Here is a 19385-nt window from a genome sequence, read left to right as displayed (position 1 = left end):
GAAATGAAGCAATTAGAGGATATCCATCGTCAAGCGACTGAATATACAAAAATGAAAATTTATGAAGACATAGATTATTATTTAGGTGCAAATGAACAAATGTTAAGTTTTGCCCAATATTTAAACGATCGTGCCCCGTTTTTAGCACAAGTTTGGCAGAATGTGTGGAGTAATAAAGCGACAAACAAACTCTCTCGATTTCATAAGAAGGAGTATTTAAAGAAAAAAAACTATGTTGTTGAAGATATGAATAAGAAAACGTTAAATCAAGCATTTAGGAAAGAAGTCATTGAATTTCGTCCATTAAATGTCAATAAGTTGCTCCATTCGATTTTTGCAGATCAACCAGAAAAGTGGGCAAAGCGTTATGTTTATGCGAGAGAAAGATATCTTCAAGAAGAAAAAGAACGTCAGATCAAACAAGAAAGATACGCCTATCAAGAGTTTCTTTGTGAAGAAGCAGAACAATGGTTGGCAAAAAACAGCGAAGATCTCTTTTTAGCTTTAAGACATAAAGCGGCTTTAAAGCTTAAAAAGGATTTAGCAGATAGAGTGAAATACGATGAGACGGAATCGAGTTATTTAGAGGAACCTTTAGTAGAAGTGGGTCCTTTTGTAGTTGATGATTACCCACGAGTAGAAGATTTCTTTGAAGAGTTTACAGGTAATCTCCACAAAGTGATGATAAAAAATAAATGGTATTTTGAATATGAGACCTACTATTTTGAATATGAACAAATGATAGGAGAATCTTTACATACGCTTATACAACAAGCGCTTCTTTTACATCTTGGTCAAAATCATATCGATAAGTATCAATCTTTGTTTCATCATAGTTTGACGGGAGAGAAGCTATTGGATCTAATCGATTGGGAGGATTTGATTCCAAATGCACTAGGCCGTTTAATGGAAGACTATGTTACAGATTTATTGACGATAGCAAATGAGGATTATGAAGTAGAAGAGCAGCGAAGATTGTATGAAATTCAAGTGAAAGAAAGAAAACAGAAGCGAAAGCAAGAAGAACAGGAACGTAGGCAAAAAGAAGAACAACAACAAAGAATGTTGAATGATATTTTTGGATCAGCTTATGAGAGCCGCAAAAATATTCATCAAAAATTTGTTCTTCATATTGGTGACACCAATACAGGAAAAACGTTCCATGCACTGGAAAAAATGAAAGCAGCCCCATCCGGGTTATATTTAGCTCCATTACGATTATTGGCACTAGAAGTTTATGAAAAACTAAATAGTGAAGGAACGCCTTGCTCTTTAAAAACAGGAGAAGAGGAACGTGAAACAATAGGTGCGACACATTTATCTTGTACTGTTGAGATGTTTTATGAGAAAGATGATTATGATGTCATTGTCATCGATGAATCACAAATGATTAGTGATAAGGACCGAGGCTATGCTTGGTTTAAAGCAATCACAAAGGCAAATGCGAGGGAAGTGCATATTATTGCCAGTAAAAATGCCGAAGATATGCTGTTGCAATTAATTGGAGATAGCGATGTTGAAATAAATAGATATCAACGAGAAGCCCCTTTGGAAGTAGACAGTGAAGAGTTCTCACTAAAAAATGTAAAAGCGGGTGACGCGCTAATTTGTTTCTCACGTAAAAGGGTATTAGAAACAGCATCTATGTTACAGAGAAAAGGTCATCAAGTCAGTATGATATATGGCAGTATGCCACCTGAAACGAGGAAGAAACAAGTTAATCGTTTTACAGCTGGACAGTCTGATGTCATTGTCTCAACAGATGCGATCGGGATGGGATTGAATTTACCGATACGACGGATTGTTTTTCTGGAAACGGAGAAATTTGATGGTACGAAGCGTCGGACTTTGACATCTCAAGAAGTGAAGCAAATTGCTGGGAGAGCGGGGCGAAAAGGGATTTACCCTGTCGGTAGAGTGGCTTTTTTTGATCGAATTAAGTTAATGAGAAGCTTATTATCACAAGTAGATGCTCCGATTGAAAGTTTTGCTATTGCACCTACTTCAGCCATTTTTGATCGCTTTCTTTCGTATTATCGTGATCTAGGGAAGTTTTTTGAACTCTGGGATTTGTTTGAAAGTCCAAAAGGAACAAAGAAAGCCACATTAAGTGAAGAAAGAGAGCTTTATGAATTGGTTCGAGGGACAGAGATTGAGGCGAGGATGCCTTTAAAAGATTTGTACAGCTTTTTACATTTACCATTTTCTAAAAAAGAAGCAGACCTAGTTCGACAATGGGAGCAGACAATGTACAGTATCATTGATCATGAAGAGTTACCTGAACCGAGGTTAAGGAATCGTAATCTTGAAGACCTTGAGTATTCTTATAAAGCAATAGGCCTTCATTTACTTTTTCTTTATAAATTAGGTCAACATACCGAAGCCATCTATTGGGAAAGAGTAAGGGATGATATATCTAATCATGTGTTTGAACGATTAGATGATGATATTGCAAATATGAAAAAAACTTGTAAGCGTTGTGGAAAATCTTTAACGTGGGATCATGCTTTTAACATTTGCGATGATTGCCATAAGAATCAACCGAATAGAAGAAGACGTTACTATAAGAGGTAAACAGGAGGGGTAATATTGAAGCTGAGTATTTTAGATCAATCACCTATTGCAAAAGGCAAGACAGCAAAAGAAGCACTTGAGGCATCACTGCAGTTAGCCAAACAAGCGGATGAATTAGGCTATTACCGCTATTGGATTGCAGAGCATCATGACTTGCCTGGGCTTGCTAGCTCCTCTCCTGAAATAATGATGAGTTATATTGCTTCACAAACATCAAATATTAGAATCGGCTCGGGTGCATTGCTGCTACCAAATTATAAGCCTTATAAGGTGGCAGAGAACTTTCATCTATTAAGCACACTTTTTCCAGGTCGTATAGACCTTGGCATAGGAAGAGCACCAGGAGGTTCTGCGGAAGCAAGTATTGCACTGGCGGGAAATTATTTACAAGCCGTCAAAGAGTGGCCACAGTCGATTGATACACTGCTTGCTTTTTTAAATGACAAGCATCCAGAAGACCATCTTTTTCGTAAAGTAAAGGCAAGTCCCATCCCACCAATAAAACCGGAAGTGTGGATGTTAGGAACAAGCGATAAAAGTGCACGTTTAGCAGCGGAAAAAGGGTTGCATTACTGTTTTGGACATTTTATGAGTGAAGCCAATGGTGAAGAGGCGTTTTATCTTTTTAAAGAGAAGCGCAAGAACGACCAACAAAAGATGATGTTAACCGTTTCCGTTATTTGTGCTGAAACAGATGAAAAGGCTGAGGAAATAGCTACTTCAGTATTGTTATGGCATCTACAATCAGATGATGGAGAGAAGCAAGGAGTGCCCTCAATAGAGGAAGCAATTAAGCATCCCTATTTCAGTGCAAAACAAGAAAAAGTTGCACAGATGAAAGATAGAATGATTATTGGCAATCCGGAAAAGGTCAAGAGAGAATTGCTAAATCTTACAGAACAATACGGCATAGATGAAATCATGATCGTGACAATTACACATGATTATAACGACCGTCTCAAATCATATAAATTATTGGCTGATATGTTTAATAAACCATTTAATTAGTGTTGTAAAGGTAATGTGTAGCAAACCTACACATTATCTTTTTTGTTATGTGCAAACAACGAAAGGTGACGATTTTTTCTCTAGATTGCTATCCCACTATATAAATAGTTGTAGCGCATTCCCAGCTTTTTTTATAACTGCACTGGTGCGGAATTATATGTGGTTCGACCATCATTCTAAAGCTAATCACCGCTTGACACTTCTGTAGCATAGCCTTTGTCTCAAACAGACATATCCAATCGCGATATCATATCAAAATAATCTGTTTCCTCCATTGATTTAAAAAAAGTCAAGTTCTCCTTTTCGGCATTTATAAAAGCAAACAGATGACGTATTTTCGTTTTATTAAACTGAGACAATATTAATCTTTTGGTCAGAAAGAAAGCAGCTGTTACCTCCAAAGTTTCTAATTTGTTTTGCGTATACTGATACGCTAATCCTAAATTTGATAGCATGTTTCTCCTACAGGTCGAATAGAAATAAGGCAGTAGCATCTAAGACGAGAATGAAGGAGAGAGGCATAATGGCAAGCTTTCATCATGAAAAAAAAGTAAATGTATCAATTGAACATTTATGGCAATTTGTTAGTGATATGAACCATTGGGCTCCACTTGTTCCAGGGTATATTAGGCATGAGATATTAAATGAGAAAAGCTCCATCTGGGTGTTTAAAGTAGATGTCGGCTTAATGAAAAAGAAGATAGAGTTACAGGTGGATATCACGAGATGGCAGGCACCAAATAAAGTGACATTTAACTTAACAGGTATCAATGAGAAATTTAAGGGTAATGGTTTTTTCTCAAGCGTAAGTTCTTCCAAACAAGAAGTAGTGATGACGGGCTTTTTAGAGATTGTAGCGGAAGGAATGATGGCGAAAATGGCAAATGCCATTCTGGACACTTCTCTTCCTGATATTACAACCGAGTTAACGAATGCAGTAGCGGAAAAAGCAGAAGAACAGTATTCACTGCATCAGTAATTTATTTTGTGAATTTATTTGCATAACTAGAGGCGACATATGCCTCTGGTTTTATTTTGGCCTCCACTCCAATGGATTCCATCCTCGCAACCATTTCAGCTACATATTCCTTCGTCTTATTACGAGAGCCGGCCCCAATATCTAAATGACCTTCCATCGTAAAACTTGCACCTTGGTAAATAAATGGTAAGACGATATCAATCATCTTGTTTTTCTTCTCTTCATCAAATAATGCAACGACCTCTTCAGTTAACGAAGTTTCAAAAGAAATGCGTTCATGTAGTTGAAGCATCTTGCGAGGAATGGAACATTTTCTAATACACGCCCACGCTCCTTTGCCTGCATTTTGAATCACTATCCCTGTGATAAATAAAGTATGGGCTGGATGTACTTGAGAGTCTGTTCCAACAATTAGCTTATAATTTCCTCTCGGTTGGATGTACATGAAGTGAAGGATGCGCTCAAAGACATCTTCAAATGTTAAGTTTTTCTCTTGTAAATTTTGAAAAGGAAGTATTTGCAAAAGTCATCACCACATTTTTAATTTATAGTTTATGCATTCAAGTACGTTCATGAATCAGTTGCTGCCTATTTTATACATATGAGAGAAGTAAAGATTTTAAGATAAAATTTATTATGCAAGGGGTGCGGGCTTTTCTGGTTGATTAATTGCAAGGAATTGCACTTATTCGGTCGCACTGATCGTGGATGATATTCAATATGTGATTTTACATTGTTGAAAGCATGATAGAGAGTTGTGTAGAATGTAAAGGAGAAAAACTTGCAATGAAAGACAAAGAGGTGCGAATGATGTTTAAACAACAGTTAGAAGAAAGAATTAAACAAGCAAAAGAAAATGGAGAATTACTATTTATTGAAGAATTAAACTACGCTAAAAAGCAGGAGTTAATAGATGAAAAAGAGGTAAACGTTCTCGATCCTAAAAAGCGCTTTTTTGATAGTTATATTGAAAGGGGCGATAAAGAAACAGAAAACTTTCTCGGGACGGAATCGGCCAGTGAATTTTTTGAACAGCCAATCACTTATTTTAAACAACATATCAATGAATTCGTATATGTAGAATCCGTATGGTTTGATCAACTAAATGTAGAATCACTTTCTTTTGAAGTAGATGATTTATTTCGTACATATGATTGCTTGATTGGTTTAAAGCAGCCTAAGAAAAAGGAAAAAGAAATTAAGGCCTATTTTATGTCAATCTTCACAAGTGACGAAGCGCGACTCAGCCCGATGTTTAATCAAAAAGATGGATTATGGGAAATTAACTTTACATTAGATTATATGGAAGGTTTTTCCGATGATATGACGATAGGCGAAGCTTTTTCACTTATTTATCAAATTTTATTTCACCTTACAATAGAGCTTGAAGGTTGATATTAGTAGCTGGTCATGATGTATACATGACATTTATCATGGTTGCCTGATGACACCTATGTCTTCACAGTATTTTCAGACGTCTTTATTATTAAGTTAATATTGAAGGAAAGGAACTTACAATATGACAAAAGAACGTTTGAAAACATTGAGAAAACAAATGCTGCCATTTGAAAAGGCGAATCGAAACAAAAGTATATATCAATTAATCAATACGCTTGTACCATTTTTTGGTTTATGGACACTAGCTTATTTTTCACTATCCATTCATTATTTATTGACATTAGCATTATCCGTTTTAGCAGCGGGCTTTTTAATACGTATATTTATTATCTTTCATGATTGCTGCCACAATTCATTTTTCAAAAGTCGTAAGGCGAATAAGATTGTCGGAACGATCACGGGGATTATTACTATTTTTCCATATAGCGCTTGGGCACATGATCATTCTGTTCACCATGCGACAAGCAGTAACTTGGACAAGCGAGGGACAGGCGATATATGGTTATTGACTGTTAAAGAATATATGGATGCCCCTTTTTTAACGAAGGTTGGTTATCGACTTTACCGTAATCCAATCATTATGTTTGGTTTAGGTCCCATTTATACATTTTTATTCAAAAATCGTTTTAATCGGAAAGGCGCTCGTTTACCCGAGAGACTAAATACGTATTTAACCAATGTTGGTATTGTTGCTTTATATGCGTTCATGTGTTACCTCATCGGTTGGGAAGCATTCCTACTTGTGCAAATCCCAATTTTCCTGATTTCTGGTGCAGCGGGTATTTGGTTATTTTATGTCCAGCATACATTTGAAGATTCTTATTTTGAGCCAGATAAAGAATGGGAATATGTGAGTGCAGCGATTGAAGGCAGTTCATTTTATAAATTGCCAAAACCACTGCAATGGATGACAGGGAATATTGGTTACCATCATGTACATCATCTAGCCCCAAGAGTACCAAATTACGAATTAGAGAAAGCACATACGAACAGTGAGCAATTACAAAATGTACCGACCATTTCGCTAGCAACAAGCTTAGAATCTCTTCGCTTTAAGCTTTGGGATGAAGAGAAGAAAATATTTGTCGGTTACCGTGCAGTAAAACAATACCGAAAAGTACCGGTATCTTCATAATCTGCTATAATACTGTTAAGAAACTCCTTTGTATGAAAGAAACAAAGGAGTTTTCTATTTCTACATTGGAAGCGGAGGATCACAATGTCATATCCACTTTTACATAAACTAAAAAGCTCTGGGATGACGCCATACATATGGATTATCCTGACCATTCTCCCATTTTATTTTATCTTTCAATCTTCAACGACCTGGGAGATTATTGTTGGTATCATCTTAACGGTCGTCTTTTTTATCACTTTTCGCTTTGCTTTCATCTCTAATAAATGGCCTGTTTATATTTGGTCTCTTTTATTAATTGCGATTTCAATGACGATGTTAATTATTTATCAATATGTATATTTTGCTTTTTTCATCGCTTATTATAATGGATATATAAAAAATAGAGTGGCATTTTTTATTGTTTATATCATTCACATTGTTTCAACGACTGTAGCGATTAACTATCATATTGTTGTCAAAAGTGAAATGTTTTTAAGTCAACTTCCATTTGTGATTATTATTTTAGTCAGTATGATATTATTGCCGTTTAATATTTATAACAAAAGAAAACAAGAGAGGTTAGAGAAACAATTAGAATACGCTAACCAAAGAATTGCCGATCTTGTCAAACAAGAGGAGCGACAAAGAATTGCGCGCGACTTACATGATACACTTGGACAAAAACTCTCACTAATCGGATTAAAGAGTGATCTGGCGAGAAAGTTAATTCAAAAAGACCCTGAACAAGCAAAAGTGGAATTAAAAGATGTCCAGCAAACAGCTCGTACAGCTTTAAATGAAGTACGGAAAATGGTATCGCAAATGAGAGGGATAAGATTGCAAGAAGAAGTAGTTCGCATTAAAGAAATCTTACAAGCTGCGCAAATGGATTTAGAAATCAATGAACCGCTAAAAGAAGCTTACACATCGATTTTTATCGAAAATATTATTAGTATGTGCTTAAAAGAAGCAGTCACAAATGTAGTCAAGCATAGTAGAGCTACAAAATGTTCAATAGTTATTGAAGAACAAAATAAAGAGTTAGTCGTTACTGTAAAGGATAATGGTATAGGCATTACGAATAGTGAGAAAAAAAGCTATGGTAATGGGATTCATGGAATGAAAGAAAGATTAGAATTTGTAAATGGCCATTTGGTCATTAATTGTAATGAGGGGACGACAATTTCAATTATTGTTCCACTTGTAGTTAAACAAGTTGAAGGAGGAGATTTGGCATGATTCGAATTGTCATTGCGGAAGATCAAAGAATGATGTTAGGCGCACTCGGTTCGTTACTAAATCTTGAAGACGATATGCAAGTCGTTGGTCAAGCCTCCAATGGAGAAGAGGCCGTTACATTAGTACAAGAACAAAGTCCTGATATTTGTATTATGGACATTGAAATGCCTTTAAAAACAGGTTTAGAAGCAGCTGAAGACATCAAAAACAGTGGCATAAAAGTCATTATATTAACCACTTTTGCAAGATCCGGTTATTTTCAACGAGCGATAAAAGCAGGAGTCCGCGGCTATTTATTAAAAGATAGCCCGAGTGAAGAATTAGCTGAGTCGATTCGTAGTGTCATGGCAGGCAAAAGAATTTTTGCCCCGGAATTGATGGATGATGTGTATCGAGAAGAAAATCCCTTAACAGAACGTGAGAAAGCGGTACTTGAATTAATGGCAGAAGGAAAAAGTACGAAAGAAATTGCTTCAACATTAACAATCAAAGTCGGTACAGTTCGTAATTATATTTCAGCAATATTAGAGAAGTTAGAGGTAACAAACAGAATCGAAGCCATCACAGAATCAAAAAAGAAAGGTTGGTTTCATTAATAAGTACTCGTGACGAGAAGGAGGTCACGAGTATTTTTGTATTCTTTAACTAATTATCTGAAAAATTAGAGCTCTTTCTGCATAATATTTCATGCAAACCATTTCAATAAAAGACTAGTGAAATCCCGTGTTTAAAGGGATATTATAAATTTGTAAGAATAATAGAAAAGTTTCAGGAACTGTGTTGACAATACTAAGAATAGGGTTCATAATATTTTAAACAATCAATGTACTTTATTAAGGAAATGTTATATTGTTTTCACGTATTAAAGTGATAAATTCTTAATATCGTATATCATTGGGAAGTAGTAGTTAAATGCATTTCGTTTACAATGGTGCATAATACCACAAGAAAAAGAGTAAAGATGTTTAACAGCACTTTAAATTGATCTTAGACAGGGAGTAGAGTAGAAATGAATGATTATCAGTTTGAAATCCAAAGACGTGCAACCAAAAAAGAAAAACCGGCATTTGATCAGTTAATTTTCGGTAGGAATTTTACAGATCATATGTTTGTAATGGACTATCATGCAGACAAGGGGTGGCATGATGGACGTATAGTCCCTTATGAGCCATTACAAATTGACCCGTCTGCAATGGTATTTCATTATGGCCAAAGTGTTTTTGAAGGATTAAAGGCATATTTATCTGAAGATCAGGAAGTGCTCATGTTCAGACCGTATAAAAATATGGAAAGGCTGAACAAATCGAACAACAGACTCTGTATTCCGCCAATTGACGAAGAACTTGCTGTTCAAGCATTAAGACAATTAATTGCAGTCGATCGTGATTGGGTACCAAATGTTGAGGGGACATCACTATATATTCGTCCATTTATCATTTCTACCGAACCTTATTTAGGCGTAGCTCCATCACATCAATACAAATTTATTATTATCATGTCACCAGTCGGTGCCTATTATAAAGAAGGAATTAATCCAGTAAAAATCGCTGTCCAAAGCGAATATGTGCGTGCAGTAAAAGGTGGAACGGGTAATGCTAAAACGGGAGGAAACTATGCAGCTAGCCTTAAAGCACAAGAAGTAGCTGAACAGGAAGGCTATTCTCAAGTACTATGGTTAGATGGGAAAGAAAATAAATATGTTGAAGAAGTAGGAAGTATGAATATTTTCTTTAAAATTAACGGTGAAGTCGTCACACCTGAATTGAACGGAAGCATTTTAGAAGGGGTTACAAGAAACTCTGTTATTGAACTCATTAAAGACTGGGGTATTCCTTTATCTGAACGTCGTATCTCAATCGATGAGATTTATGAAGCACAAAAGAATGGCACGTTAGAAGAAGCATTCGGGACCGGTACTGCAGCAGTCATTTCACCAGTCGGAGAACTATTCTGGAATAACGAAAAATTGACTATTAGTGGTGGGCAAACAGGTGAAGTTGCCGGCAAACTTTACGAAACACTAACAGGTATCCAAAAAGGAAAAGTAGAAGATAAATTTGGGTGGATTGTGAAAGTAGATGAAGAAAAAGCTGTTACAACAGCGATTTAATAGAAGAGAGAACCACTTGCCATTGTTGGTAGGTGGTTTTTTTGAGGGGTGAGTGGAAAATGGAATGAACTGCATATATGGATTTAGAATGTTTAATAAATTGGTGTTTTCTTCCGCAGGGGCATTTAGCGGTTCAGCCATCCTATATTTTTTACAAAAAGAATTTAAAACAAATGATGAGGGAATCACTTTTATTATAGTTAATATACTATTGAGAGATGTTGGTGATAAGTGGTTTGTATAGGTGTTGAAAAGATAAACGAACAATATAAATATACAAATGACAAAAAAACGCCTGATAAACAGGCGAAAAACCATCTAGAGTTATCTCAACTAATCCCTCGAACAATCAAATCAGCAGCTTCTTCAGCTGTTTTCCCATCTACATTGATTTTTAAATGATATGGTTGATAATGAGCTTGTCTTTCTTTGTATAAATGATACATTTCTTCAGTAGAAAGACCATTCAATTTCGGTCTTGTATCTTTAATCAATGGGTATCGGTCGAGCCACTTATCCCATGAGAGTTCGATAAGGACAACGGTACTGTTTTGTAAACATATTTCGCGGTTTGTACTGTTTAAAAAGGCACCGCCGCCTAATGAAAGAATATGTTTTTCTTCGGCAGAAAGTTGTTCAATCAACTCGCTTTCAGCTTTTCGAAAAACTTCTTCACCATAATCATGAAAAATTTTCGAAGTAGACATCCCAAACTGTTGTTCAATGCGTTCATCTGTATCGATGAAACCCCATTGTAATTTCTTCGCTAATTCCGTTCCTATGGATGTCTTTCCGACCCCCATAAACCCTATTAGTACAATACTCTTATCCTCCATAGCCTGTCCTCCCGAATGTTATATAAATATCATATCATAACGTTTTATGTCGCAACATCGTTTCTATTCAATGTTTTTTATTTTCATTTCTTTCATTTCATGTTATATTGAGTGCATCATATGATATAAGTTTTCACTAGGGGTGCCTTAAGAAAAGAGGCTGAGATTGAATGGCATTCAAAACCCTTTGAACCTGATCTGGTTTGTACCAGTGGAGGGAAGTGTGTCGATGTAGTCGTCCTCGCTTCCTTTTGGAAGTAGAGGATTTTTTTATTTTATATATAAATAAATGCTAGGGGTGCCAACTATTTGGCTGAGATGAACCCTTTGAACCTGATCTAGTTAATACTAGCGGAGGGAAGCGAGTGACGTCATACATATCATGATGACCAAAGCCGCTTATTTTAAAAATAGCGGCTTTTTTATTTTTATCGAAAGGAGGAAAGGTCTATGAATAAAATTCAAAAAATGACGATGACGGCAACAATTGCAGCCATTACTACTGTGTCGAGTAGTCTCATTTTTATTCCGATTGGAATAGCGAAAATTTTTCCCATTCAGCACTTGGCAAATGTATTATCTGCTGTTCTTCTTGGACCATGGTATGCCGTGAGTCAAGCGTTTCTTTCATCTACATTGAGAAATATGATGGGTACTGGAAGTATTTTTGCTTATCCTGGCAGTATGATTGGCGCCTTACTTGCAGGGTTGCTTTATCAAAAAACGAAAAAAATTGGCTTCTCAGCACTAGGTGAAGTCATTGGAACAGGAGTGATAGGGGCAGTAGCGACTTATCCGATTAGTACATTACTTTTAGGGCAAGAAGCAACCCTCTTCGGATTTCTACCAGCATTTATGGTGAGCTCGTTTACGGGAGCGATTTTAGGATATGGTTTATTAAGAGTTTTAATTAAGAATAAAGCTATTGGAGGTTACATCGATGAAAACAGCATTAACAATCGCAGGTTCTGATTCAGGAGGAGGAGCTGGGATTCAAGCAGATCTTAAAACTTTTTCCGCCAATGGAGTGTTTGGCATGTCTGTCATTACGGCGATTACCGCTCAAAATACAGTAGAGGTACGTTCGGTACAGGATATTGAAATCAATATTATAAAAGACCAAATAGAAGCCGTGTTTGATGATATCCAGGTCGATGCTGTCAAAATCGGCATGTTGTCATCGAGTGAGACTGTCAGTATCGTCGCAGACCGTTTAAATCATTATAGTCCAAAAGTGATTGTGTTAGATCCTGTCATGGTATCGAAAGGTGGTCATCATCTTTTAAAGGAACAAGCTATTGAAGCACTGAAAGCAAAGATGTTACCACTTGCGACTGTTATTACGCCAAACATTCCTGAGGCTGAAGTACTAACAGGTATGACGATTCGCACGGTTGAAGACATGGAACAAGCATGTAAAAACTTATATAAATTAGGGCCAAAAGCCGTTTTATTAAAAGGTGGACATTTAGAAGGAGAACCGAATGACTTATTATGGGATGGACAAAATTTCACCTGGTTTAATGGTAGAAGAATAGAGACAAAAAATACCCATGGTACAGGTTGCACGCTTTCATCTGCCATTGCTGCTGGGTTGGCAAAAGGAGAAGAACTTATTGTGGCCATTCAGTCTGCGAAAAATTATATTTCCATAGCGATTGAGCATAGTCTAGTACTCGGTAATGGACATGGTCCAACAAATCATTTTTATGAGTTATACAACAAAGCGAAGATGGAGGAAAGATAATGACGATTTCAAGTGAAGCAGTTGAGAGAGTCTTTCAGCAGTTAAAAGAACAGACCCCACTCATTCATCATTTAACTAATACAGTAACTATAAATGATTGCGCCAATGTGACTCTTGCAATGGGTGGTTCACCTGTTATGGCCACACAGCTGTTAGAAGTAGAAGAAATGGCAATGATGGCTGAGGGGCTTGTGATTAATTTTGGTACAATTAATGATGCAATGTTTGCGGCAATGATTAAAGCTGGACAAACAGCTAACCAAAAGGGGATTCCAGTTGTTTTTGATCCCGTTGGTGTTGGGGCAACCACCTATCGAACAAGTAAGGCAAAAGAGCTAATTAGTACAATAAAAGTGTCCATTATTCGCGGCAATGCTTCTGAAATTTCAGCGCTTATTGGAAAAAATACAAAAACCCGTGGTGTCGATGCAGGGGCAATTGAAATGGCACCTGAAGTACTTGCACAGGAGGCAGCCGAAGTTCTAAACTGTCTCATTGTTATTAGTGGAAAAGAAGATGTTATTACAGATGGCAGGCAATTAGTTGTGATTGATAACGGAGATTACCTTTTGACGAAGGTAACAGGAACAGGCTGTATGACAGCTTCATTAGTAGCAACTGCTGCTGCTGTTTCAGAAAATTGGTTTGACGGTGCTGTCATTGGTATGGCTACTATGAGTCTAGCAGGGGAAATCGCAGCAAAGAGATTACATGCGGGGGAAGGGTTAGGTTCATTTCGAGTGAAGCTAATGGATACGATTAGTACAATGAATGCAGCCACTTGGCTAGATGGAGTGAGGCAAAAATAATGGATTATCGTTTATATTTAGTCACAGATGATAAAATAGCAAACAATGAATTATATGATATGGTTCGTACTAGTGTAAAAGGTGGTGTGACCATCGTTCAATTAAGGGAGAAGACTGCAGATGGTCGACTCTTTTATGAAAAGGCGAAAACATTACAATCTATATTAAAACCATTGAATATTCCACTGATTATTAATGATAGAGTAGACGTCGCTTTAGCGGTTGGTGCAGCAGGTGTGCATGTCGGTCAAGATGACCTGCCTTGTGACGTCGTTAGAAAGATTGTTCCTGATGATATGATTGTTGGTATCTCTGTATCCAATGTAGAGGAAGCGAAATTGGCGCAAGAACAAGGAGCAAATTATGTTGGAATAGGTTCGGTTTTTCCGACGACTTCTAAATCTGATGCTGATTTATTAGCACCAGGTATGCTCGAGAAAATCATTGCAGCGATTGATATTCCTGCTGTCGCTATTGGTGGCATTCAACTAGAAAATATAAAAATGCTTAAAGATCGAGGATTAGCAGGTGTTTCTGTTGTTTCAGCGATTAGTAAATCTAAAGATCCAGAAAAGTCTGCGCGAGATTTACTACAGTTATTCCTTTAGACCTAAAAAATATCATAAGTGTTAGTTAAAGAGAACTTATTCCATTGACAAGATCCTATTAATATACTAAAATTACTTTTGGTTCGAGATATTTCATTTTAGTGTATTTCGGATAAATTATTACGACATTCGGAGGTCTTCACATAATGGCAAAAGTTCTATTTGTAAACGCAAGTGATCGTCCAGTTGAAGCTGGGATTTCTGTAAAAATGTATCATGCATTTTTACAATCATATAAAGAATCAAATCCATCAGATGAAATTATGGAATTGAATCTTTTTGAAGAAAACATGCCTTACTATGGTAATGATGCAATCAATGGTACTTTCAAAAAGAACCAAGGATTGGAATTATCTGCTGCAGAGGAAAAGTCTGTTGCGCTAGTTGACAAGTATTTAAATCAGTTCTTTGATGCTGATAAAATCGTTTTCGCCTTCCCACTTTGGAATTCAACTGTACCAGCTCCATTAATCAGCTATGTTTCTTACTTAGCTCAAGCAGGTAAAATGTTTAAATATACAGCTGAAGGTCCAGTAGGATTTGCTGGCGACAAGAAAGTGATGCTTTTAAACGCTAGAGGTTCTGATTATTCACTAGAAGGTATGGCTGCTGGCGAAATGGCATTAAACTTAGTAAAATCAATTATCAGCCTTTGGGGCATTACATCTCCTTCAGAAGTAGTAATTGAAGGACATAACCAATATCCAGATCGTACACAAGATATTATTGAAGAAGGATTACGAAACGTAGCAAAAGCTGCTGCTCAATTCTAATTCGATACGTAAGCATCTCTATTTTTTGTAGAGATGCTTTTTTTGTTTAGAGAATCTCTAAAAGCTTGTATTTACTAAGGTCACGGTCGCTCATTTCTTGCGTAAACCTTAACCAAAAACGAAATTAGATTATGTAAGAGATTAGGTTCAAGCATGAGTTAAATGTACAAGCAGGAATGATTGATGAGAACTGATTCCATCATTTGTCGAATCAGTACAAAAAGGTTCTCTAGCTAACATTTGCATTCATTAGTAAAAAAAATAGAGTGAGGGAGTAGCCTCACTCTATTTGCTATTGTTTTTCAATTTTTGAAGGATTATTAATTTTGTAAGGAACGGCTTCTTCTACTTTATGCTCTTCATCGGCATCGTCTTGGGCTTTTGGTAATTTCTTTTTAACGATTTTGCCGTTAAAGGAAAGTTTGTCCCCTATAGCTAATTCATGTTTTTTTAATGTTTTAGAGTGACTGCACCAAGCTAGTCCAATTGGTAAAGGGTCGTCTTGATGAATGACAATCTCATCGAGCACAATGACTTCATCATGGTCTTCAGTGAAATGATTATAGCTTAGCGCAAATTGCTTCACAATTGCTGAGAAAGCCACTTTATCTTCAGGAAGTTGGATTTTTTTGGCTGTTTCTTTTTTCTTTGTTTTCGTTTTTTTAGCTGTGGTTTTCGGCGGTGTTGGCGCTTGCTCTTTTGTTTTTTCGTCGGCCTGTTTTTCTTCGATTTGTGCGGTGTTCGGTTGACCAGTAGCATCAAAAGCTTCTTTACCAAAGTTACCTGCTTGCATTTCTTTTAAATAAGCAGGATGAATGCAACTTAGTTTCCCATCTTGGAACTTGATGACAATGGTGTAATGATCATCTTCCTCTCCGTATGTTTGATAGCCAACAATTTCTACTTTGCGTTGATGGGTTTTTTGTTTAAACCAAAACGCTTTCTTTGCAGGCAACTTCCATTCTTTTAACTTAGTTTCGTACTCTTCGTCAGATTCAAACTGTTGAATCTCACCTTGAGGTGGGAGATAATTAGTTTGATTCGCATCCTCGATATGAGGTAATGTAATAGCCATGATTGGATCTCCTTTCCTTTTTCCATTATTAATTATTATAAAAAGGTTTAAGAATGGCGAAATAGAATATATTTAGTTAATATAACGCATATGAGCAAAAAAATGAACTATTAAGGAGTGTTAAAAGAAATGACGACCTATTCTAGTCGAAAAGACATCCCAGTAGAAGAAACTTGGAATGTCGCTGATATTTATAGTGAGGATTCTCAGTGGCAAAAGGATTATGAATCCATCCAGTCATTAGCACAGGAGTTAGCAGGGTTCGAGGGGAAAATAAGTAATGGGCAAAGTTTATTTCAATTTCTGAAGAAACAGGAAGATTTATCTTATTTGTTTGGCAAAGTCTATGCTTATGCGATGTTACAATCAGATGTCGATACAAGGGATAGTCATGCACAAAGTTTATTAGATCAATCGAAACAACTAAGTGTGAAAGTGAGTAGTGCAACTTCTTTCTTTATGCCGTTTTTACTTAGCTTAGATGAAACAACATTAAAAGCTTATATTAAAGAAGAAGAAGGCCTGCAATATTTTGAAGAAGACTTACTCGAATCGTTTCGTTATAAAGCGCACGTACTTTCAACTGAACAAGAAAGCTTATTATCACAACTAGGTGAATCGCTTTCTGCACCATCCAATACATATAATATGATTAATAATGCGGATATTGAGTTTGGTCTCGTAACAAATGATGATGGCGAAAAAGTAGAGCTTACTCGTGGAATGTATGCAAAGTTAATTGAAAGTGATGACCGACAAAAACGGAAAGAAGCGTATAAGGCGTATTATAAACCTTATGTACAACTTAAAAATACGATCGGCTCAACTTTATCAGCAGCGATCAAAAATAATGTTACAACCACTAGAATTAGGCAGTATCCTTCTGCATTAGAGAAAGCATTATTTGGTGATAATGTTCCGACAGAGGTTTACCATAATCTTATTCAGTCGACAAGAGACCATTTACAAACGATGCACAAATATACAGCCTTAAGGAAAGAGTTATTGCAGTTAGATGAATTAAGACAATATGATCTAAATGCTCAGCTGGTGAAAGATGTCGATATGAAGATTCCATATGAAGAGGCATTTGCGACGATGTGTAAAGCATTAGCACCGCTTGGGGAAGAGTATACTTCTACATTGCAATCGTTTAAAGAGAATCGTTATATTGATGTAAGAGAAACGAAAGGGAAACGCTCTGGTGCTTATAATATGGGCGTATATGGTGTACACCCTTATATTCTTTTAAATCATCGTGATGATCTTGATAGTATGTTTACACTTGCGCATGAATGTGGACATGGTGTTCATAGCAAATGGAGTGCCCAGCATCAGCCGCAAATTACGGCTGGCTACAGTATTTTTGTCGCTGAAGTTGCATCAACAGTAAATGAGGTACTTTTAATAAAATATTTACTTGATCACGAAACGAATGAAGACATTAAACGACATTTACTTAATCATTTTATTGATCAGTTTAAAGGTACTTTCTTTACACAAGTCATGTTCAGTGAATTTGAATGGAAGACGCATCAATTAGCAGAAGAAGGTAAAACATTAAATACAGAAGTGTTTAATGGCATTTATGAACAACTATTTAAAGATTATCATGGGGAAAGCCTTGTGTTAGATGAAGAGGTAAAATACGGTTGGTCAAGGATTCCGCATTTTTATCGCCCATTTTACGTTTATAAATATGCGACAGGTTATGCTTCAGCTATTCAATTAGCAACAAAGATTTATAATGGCGATGAGGAAACATTGAAAACTTACCTAGAGTTTCTAAAAAGCGGAAGTTCAGAATTTCCATTAGATTTATTAAAAAATACGGGCGTTGATTTAACGACCTCAAAACCGATTGACGAAGCGTTACAAACGTTTGAAGAGCTTGTGGAAGAGTTCGCACGCTTAAGCTAGTTCGATAAAAGACGGAAAGCATATTGCCTTTTCGTCTTTTATCCATGATGGAGGAAAAAATATGCAACAAATGATAGTGATTGGAGCAGGGATACTTGGAGCATCTACTGCTTACCATTTAGCGAAAGCAGGTTTTAAGGTGACGGTTATCGACCGGCAAGATGCTGGCCAAGCGACAGAAGCAGCCGCAGGTATTGTCTGTCCATGGTTGTCACAACGGCGAAACAAAGCGTGGTATCAGCTTGCTAAAGGGGGAGCAAAGTATTATCAACAATTAATCCCAGCACTTGAAGCAGAAACTGATCAAGACACCGGTTATAAAAAAGTAGGTGCGATTAGTTTACATCACGACGAAACAAAACTTGAAAAGATGATAGAACGAGCGTTAAAAAGGAGAGAAGATGCACCAGAAATAGAAGAAATTAAAAGTTATAATCAAGAAGAAACGAGAGGTGCTTTTCCGCCACTGTCGAATGATTTTCAATCTGTATATGTGAGTGGAGCGGCTAGAGTAGATGGGCGTAAACTTAGGAAGGCGCTGCTTAAAGCTGCTGAATTATATGGTGCAGATATGATTCATGGTGAAGCTGCTTTAGTGAATGATAGTGGTCAAATTGAAGGGGTAAAGGTGAATGGAGAGCTATTACATGCGGATAAAATCATCGTAACGGCTGGCGTTTGGGCGAAGGAATTATTAGAGCCAATAGGGCTCAATTTTCAAGTGAGCGCTCAAAAAGCACAAATTGCTCATCTTCACGTACCTGACGCAGATACATCTGAATGGTCCGTGGTGCAACCGCCAACAAATCATTATTTACTCTCTTTTGATGATGGTAAAGTCGTTGTTGGAGCGACACATGAGGATGAACATCAGTTTAATACGAATGTGACAGCGGGGGGCGTGCTTGAAGTTTTATCTAAAGCGTTGACTGTGGCACCGGGTTTACAAGCAGCAACTCTTATTGAAACAAAAGTAGGATTTAGGCCGTTTACACCAGGTTTTTTACCCGTTATAGGTCAAGTACCTGGATACGAGAAACTGTATGCTGCCAATGGGTTAGGGGCATCTGGATTAACATCTGGTCCGTATTTAGGTGCACAATTAGCAAAGCTTGTAAGTGGCGAAGAATTAGATATTGATTTAGCCCTATATAATATTGAAGACGCCTTTATGGAATAAAAAAAAGAGGGA

Annotated in this window: 19 protein-coding genes and 2 riboswitches; of the genes, 16 read left to right on the top strand and 3 right to left on the bottom strand. The window is 36.7% G+C overall.

Translation table 11 applies throughout. From position 1 onward, the window contains the following. The first annotated feature begins 3 nt into the window (after positions 1 to 3). The 3 genes from MHH73_RS11760 (at position 4) to MHH73_RS11750 (ending at position 4561) form a co-directional block, all read left to right on the top strand. Positions 4 to 2574 (top strand): helicase-related protein, encoded by a 2571-nt coding sequence (locus MHH73_RS11760; RefSeq protein WP_341066944.1) that lies wholly within the window; start codon positions 4 to 6, stop codon positions 2572 to 2574. Positions 2575 to 2589: 15 nt separating this feature from the next. Further along, the gene (locus MHH73_RS11755) at positions 2590 to 3582 is read left to right on the top strand and encodes an LLM class flavin-dependent oxidoreductase (RefSeq protein ID WP_341066942.1); all 993 of its coding nucleotides are present in this window, start codon (positions 2590 to 2592) and stop codon (positions 3580 to 3582) included. A gap of 523 nt (positions 3583 to 4105) precedes the next feature. Next, complete coding sequence (locus MHH73_RS11750) at positions 4106 to 4561, top strand: CoxG family protein (RefSeq protein WP_191814092.1); 456 nt, start codon at positions 4106 to 4108, stop codon at positions 4559 to 4561. A 1-nt stretch (position 4562) separates the two neighbouring features. On the opposite strand, the gene MHH73_RS11745 is transcribed toward MHH73_RS11750, so the two are convergent. Continuing rightward, on the bottom strand, positions 4563 to 5084 hold the full coding sequence (locus MHH73_RS11745; protein ID WP_225230597.1) for a ribonuclease H-like YkuK family protein: 522 nt from the start codon (positions 5082 to 5084) through the stop codon (positions 4563 to 4565). A 263-nt stretch (positions 5085 to 5347) separates the two neighbouring features. On the opposite strand from MHH73_RS11745, the gene MHH73_RS11740 reads away from it, so the two are divergent. The 6 genes from MHH73_RS11740 to MHH73_RS11715 all read left to right on the top strand — a co-directional run bounded on the left by MHH73_RS11740 (position 5348) and on the right by MHH73_RS11715 (position 10669). After that, positions 5348 to 5956: a branched-chain amino acid aminotransferase gene (locus MHH73_RS11740; RefSeq protein WP_225230596.1), complete on the top strand. Its 609-nt coding sequence runs from the start codon at positions 5348 to 5350 to the stop codon at positions 5954 to 5956. 124 nt (positions 5957 to 6080) lie between these two features. Next, positions 6081 to 7094 carry a fatty acid desaturase gene (locus MHH73_RS11735; protein ID WP_191814090.1) on the top strand — a complete coding sequence of 338 codons (1014 nt, stop codon included), beginning with the start codon at positions 6081 to 6083 and terminating at the stop codon, positions 7092 to 7094. Positions 7095 to 7178: 84 nt separating this feature from the next. Next, complete coding sequence (locus tag MHH73_RS11730; RefSeq protein ID WP_341066935.1) at positions 7179 to 8315, top strand: sensor histidine kinase; 1137 nt, start codon at positions 7179 to 7181, stop codon at positions 8313 to 8315. Beyond that, a complete protein-coding gene (locus MHH73_RS11725; RefSeq protein WP_191814086.1) occupies positions 8312 to 8911 on the top strand; it encodes a response regulator transcription factor in 600 nt (199 codons plus the stop codon). The genes MHH73_RS11730 and MHH73_RS11725 overlap by 4 nt, the downstream gene beginning before the upstream one ends. A 413-nt stretch (positions 8912 to 9324) precedes the next feature. Then, on the top strand, positions 9325 to 10425 hold the full coding sequence (locus MHH73_RS11720) for a branched-chain amino acid aminotransferase (protein ID WP_191814084.1): 1101 nt from the start codon (positions 9325 to 9327) through the stop codon (positions 10423 to 10425). 52 nt (positions 10426 to 10477) lie between these two features. Then, on the top strand, positions 10478 to 10669 hold the full coding sequence (locus MHH73_RS11715; RefSeq protein WP_341066931.1) for a hypothetical protein: 192 nt from the start codon (positions 10478 to 10480) through the stop codon (positions 10667 to 10669). Between the two features lie 85 nt (positions 10670 to 10754). Here the strand turns inward: MHH73_RS11715 and MHH73_RS11710 are convergent, their stop codons facing one another. Continuing rightward, entirely contained in the window at positions 10755 to 11261 is a 507-nt protein-coding gene (locus MHH73_RS11710; protein WP_191814081.1) for a shikimate kinase, read from the bottom strand. 128 nt (positions 11262 to 11389) lie between these two features. Then, positions 11390 to 11498: riboswitch (TPP riboswitch) on the top strand. Positions 11499 to 11545: 47 nt separating this feature from the next. Continuing rightward, positions 11546 to 11638: riboswitch (TPP riboswitch) on the top strand. 73 nt (positions 11639 to 11711) lie between these two features. On the opposite strand from MHH73_RS11710, the gene thiW reads away from it, so the two are divergent. From thiW to MHH73_RS11685, 5 genes are all read left to right on the top strand, one after another. Beyond that, positions 11712 to 12233: an energy coupling factor transporter S component ThiW gene (gene thiW / locus MHH73_RS11705; RefSeq protein ID WP_341066928.1), complete on the top strand. Its 522-nt coding sequence runs from the start codon at positions 11712 to 11714 to the stop codon at positions 12231 to 12233. Further along, positions 12202 to 13008: a bifunctional hydroxymethylpyrimidine kinase/phosphomethylpyrimidine kinase gene (gene thiD, locus MHH73_RS11700; RefSeq protein WP_191814077.1), complete on the top strand. Its 807-nt coding sequence runs from the start codon at positions 12202 to 12204 to the stop codon at positions 13006 to 13008. Before thiW ends, thiD begins: the two co-directional genes overlap by 32 nt. Further along, positions 13008 to 13817 (top strand): hydroxyethylthiazole kinase, encoded by an 810-nt coding sequence (thiM, locus tag MHH73_RS11695; protein WP_341066925.1) that lies wholly within the window; start codon positions 13008 to 13010, stop codon positions 13815 to 13817. Before thiD ends, thiM begins: the two co-directional genes overlap by 1 nt. Then, a complete protein-coding gene (gene thiE / locus MHH73_RS11690) occupies positions 13817 to 14425 on the top strand; it encodes a thiamine phosphate synthase (protein ID WP_191814073.1) in 609 nt (202 codons plus the stop codon). Before thiM ends, thiE begins: the two co-directional genes overlap by 1 nt. A 146-nt stretch (positions 14426 to 14571) precedes the next feature. Continuing rightward, complete coding sequence (locus tag MHH73_RS11685) at positions 14572 to 15198, top strand: FMN-dependent NADH-azoreductase (RefSeq protein ID WP_191814071.1); 627 nt, start codon at positions 14572 to 14574, stop codon at positions 15196 to 15198. 292 nt (positions 15199 to 15490) lie between these two features. On the opposite strand, the gene MHH73_RS11680 is transcribed toward MHH73_RS11685, so the two are convergent. Continuing rightward, on the bottom strand, positions 15491 to 16273 hold the full coding sequence (locus tag MHH73_RS11680) for a hypothetical protein (protein ID WP_341066922.1): 783 nt from the start codon (positions 16271 to 16273) through the stop codon (positions 15491 to 15493). Positions 16274 to 16402: 129 nt separating this feature from the next. Here MHH73_RS11680 and pepF point away from each other — a divergent pair, with 129 nt between their 5' ends. Together pepF and MHH73_RS11670 are read left to right on the top strand one after the other, a co-directional pair. Further along, positions 16403 to 18193, top strand: coding sequence for an oligoendopeptidase F (pepF, locus tag MHH73_RS11675; protein ID WP_341066920.1), 1791 nt, complete (start codon positions 16403 to 16405; stop codon positions 18191 to 18193). A gap of 61 nt (positions 18194 to 18254) precedes the next feature. Beyond that, positions 18255 to 19373, top strand: coding sequence for an NAD(P)/FAD-dependent oxidoreductase (locus MHH73_RS11670; protein ID WP_191814065.1), 1119 nt, complete (start codon positions 18255 to 18257; stop codon positions 19371 to 19373). The last annotated feature ends 12 nt before the right edge of the window (positions 19374 to 19385 follow it).

The sequence above is a fragment of the Cytobacillus sp. FSL K6-0265 genome (assembly GCF_038003465.1).
GTDB lineage: Bacteria > Bacillota > Bacilli > Bacillales > Cytobacillaceae > Cytobacillus > Cytobacillus stercorigallinarum.
The sequence above is the reverse complement of the archived record's forward strand: the minus strand, read 5'-3'. Positions and strand labels throughout refer to the sequence as shown.

Coding starts and splice junctions, on each gene's coding strand:
- pepF (WP_341066920.1), top strand. CDS start 16,403: ATGACGACCTATTCTAGTCGAAAAGACATCCCAGTAGAAGAAACTTGG.
- MHH73_RS11710 (WP_191814081.1), bottom strand. CDS start 11,261: ATGGAGGATAAGAGTATTGTACTAATAGGGTTTATGGGGGTCGGAAAG.
- MHH73_RS11740 (WP_225230596.1), top strand. CDS start 5,348: ATGAAAGACAAAGAGGTGCGAATGATGTTTAAACAACAGTTAGAAGAA.
- thiD (WP_191814077.1), top strand. CDS start 12,202: ATGAAAACAGCATTAACAATCGCAGGTTCTGATTCAGGAGGAGGAGCT.
- MHH73_RS11670 (WP_191814065.1), top strand. CDS start 18,255: ATGCAACAAATGATAGTGATTGGAGCAGGGATACTTGGAGCATCTACT.
- MHH73_RS11750 (WP_191814092.1), top strand. CDS start 4,106: ATGGCAAGCTTTCATCATGAAAAAAAAGTAAATGTATCAATTGAACAT.
- MHH73_RS11680 (WP_341066922.1), bottom strand. CDS start 16,273: ATGGCTATTACATTACCTCATATCGAGGATGCGAATCAAACTAATTAT.
- thiM (WP_341066925.1), top strand. CDS start 13,008: ATGACGATTTCAAGTGAAGCAGTTGAGAGAGTCTTTCAGCAGTTAAAA.
- MHH73_RS11685 (WP_191814071.1), top strand. CDS start 14,572: ATGGCAAAAGTTCTATTTGTAAACGCAAGTGATCGTCCAGTTGAAGCT.
- MHH73_RS11720 (WP_191814084.1), top strand. CDS start 9,325: ATGAATGATTATCAGTTTGAAATCCAAAGACGTGCAACCAAAAAAGAA.
- MHH73_RS11725 (WP_191814086.1), top strand. CDS start 8,312: ATGATTCGAATTGTCATTGCGGAAGATCAAAGAATGATGTTAGGCGCA.
- MHH73_RS11735 (WP_191814090.1), top strand. CDS start 6,081: ATGACAAAAGAACGTTTGAAAACATTGAGAAAACAAATGCTGCCATTT.
- thiW (WP_341066928.1), top strand. CDS start 11,712: ATGAATAAAATTCAAAAAATGACGATGACGGCAACAATTGCAGCCATT.
- thiE (WP_191814073.1), top strand. CDS start 13,817: ATGGATTATCGTTTATATTTAGTCACAGATGATAAAATAGCAAACAAT.
- MHH73_RS11730 (WP_341066935.1), top strand. CDS start 7,179: ATGTCATATCCACTTTTACATAAACTAAAAAGCTCTGGGATGACGCCA.
- MHH73_RS11760 (WP_341066944.1), top strand. CDS start 4: ATGAAGCAATTAGAGGATATCCATCGTCAAGCGACTGAATATACAAAA.